This window comes from Longimicrobium sp., from assembly GCF_036554565.1.
Taxonomy (GTDB): domain Bacteria; phylum Gemmatimonadota; class Gemmatimonadetes; order Longimicrobiales; family Longimicrobiaceae; genus Longimicrobium.
Genome location: NZ_DATBNB010000449.1, coordinates 1 through 2,052 on the forward strand (window position 1 = coordinate 1; position 2,052 = coordinate 2,052).

Here is a 2,052-nt window from a genome sequence, read left to right on the forward strand (position 1 = left end):
GGTCCAGCTTGCCATTCGGCGTCAGCGGCAGCGCGTCCAGGAAGACGAATGCAGCCGGGAGCATGTACTCCGGCAGGCTCCGCCGCAGGTGCTCCCGCAGGTCATCCGCCTCGACGCCACCGACGACGTACGCCACCAGCCGCGTTTCGCCCGGCGCATCCTCCCATGCGATCACCCGCGCCTCCCGGACCTGCGCATGCGCCGACAGCGCCGCATCGATCTCCCCCGGTTCGATGCGGAAGCCGCGGATCTTCACCTGATCGTCCACACGCCCCAGGAACTCCAGCGTCCCGTCCGCCCGCCAGCGCGCCCGGTCGCCCGTGCGATACAGCCGCGCGCCGCCTTCTGCCGAGAACGGGTCGGGAACGAAGCGCTCCGCCGTCAGGCCGGCACGCCCCAAATACCCGCGCGCCACACCCGCGCGGCCGATCAGAAGCTCGCCCGGGACCTCCGCCGGCTGCGGACGGCCGAGCGCGTCGCAGACGTACAGGCGCACGTTCCCCAGCGGGCGCCCGATCGGGTTCCCCGCCACCATCCCGTCCGCCGGCACCGAGTGCGCGGAAGCCAGGATGGTCCCTTCGGTGGGACCGTAGAGGACGTGCGTCTCCGCCGCGGGGAACGCCTCGCGCATTTCCGCCAGCAGGTCGGCCGGCACCCTGTCGCCGCCCACGAAGGCGCGCCGCAGCCGGGCGAGCCGGGGCGTCTCGCGCTCCGCATGCACCAGCTGCCGCATCAGCGCGGGGACCGCGTGCACGAGCGTGGCATCCGCGATCTCCTCCACGAGCGCGGGCACGTCCAGCACCCGTTCGCGTTCCACCAGCCGCACCGCCGCGCGGGAGGTGAGCGGCAGCAGGGCCTCGAAGAGCCAGATGTCGAAGGCGTACGAGGCCAGCGCCGGCATCACGTCGCCCTCCCCGATGCCGAACGCCTCACGCGTGGCGGCCAGCAGGTTGGCCAGGGAGCCGTGCTGCACCAGCACTCCCTTGGGGCGGCCCGTGCTCCCCGACGTGTAGATGACGTACGCCAGGTTCGCGGGGAATACGTCGGCGGCAGGCCCCTGCGCGCTCTCGGCCTCTATGCGCTCGCGGTCGGCGTCAAGGCATACGACTCCCGCGGCGTGGGGCGGGATCCCCTCCGGCAGCGGTAGGCGGGTGAGCAGGAGCGGGGCGCCAGAGTCGGCGAGCATGAAGGCCAGCCGCTCGCCAGGGTAGGCAGGGTCCAGCGGCACGTAGGCGCCGCCGGCCTTGAGCACGGCTAGGATGGCGACGACCAGCTCCGGGCCGCGCTCCAGGCAGATGCCGACGCGGGTTTCCGGGCGCACCCCGCGGCGCCGCAGGTGGTTCGCCAGCCGGTTGGCGGCGTGGTCCAGCGCGGCGTAGGTCAGCGTTTCGCCCCCCCAGGCGATCGCTGCCGCGTCCGGCGTGCGCGCCGCCTGTTCCTCGAAGAGCCGGTGGATGGGGAACCCCACGGGATACTCTACATCCGTGCGGTTCCACTCCTCCACCACCATGCGGCGCTCCGCCTCTGGCAGCACGTCGATGCTCCCGATCGCCCGCCCGGGAGTGGCCTCCAGCGCCTCGGCCAGCCGCTCGAGCGCCGTGTGCATCAGACGGCACACCCGCTCCGCATCCGCCGGGGCCGCCACCTGCGCGGTCAGCGAGAACTCCTCCCCCAGGTCGTCCACCGAGAGCGTCACGGGATAGTTCGTCCGCTCCGCTCCGTGAATGTCCCGCACGCCGACCCGCGCCTGCCCCACCTCACGCGAACGCTTCGTCCCGCCGCCGTGCCGATAGTTCAGCAGCGAGGTGAACAGCGGCGCCGGTGCCGCCACGCCGCTGCAGCGCTGCGCCAGCGCCAGGGAGGCGTGCTCGTGCCGCAGCAGGTCCGCCAGCAGGGCGTGCGTGCGACGCACCGCCACCTCGACCGCCTCGTCTCCCACCCCGATCCGCACCGGCAGCGTGTTGATGAACAGGCCCATCACCCGGTCGGCGCCCTCGCCGCCCTGCATGCGGCCGAAGAGCAGCGTCCCGAAGACCACGTCCGCCCGGCCGC

Annotated in this window: 1 protein-coding gene; it reads right to left on the minus strand. The window is 73.2% G+C overall.

What is annotated here, in order from left to right; all coding sequences use genetic code 11:
- Positions 1–2,052 (minus strand): amino acid adenylation domain-containing protein (locus VIB55_RS12350; protein WP_331876952.1); only part of this gene is annotated, 2,052 nt, incomplete at both ends.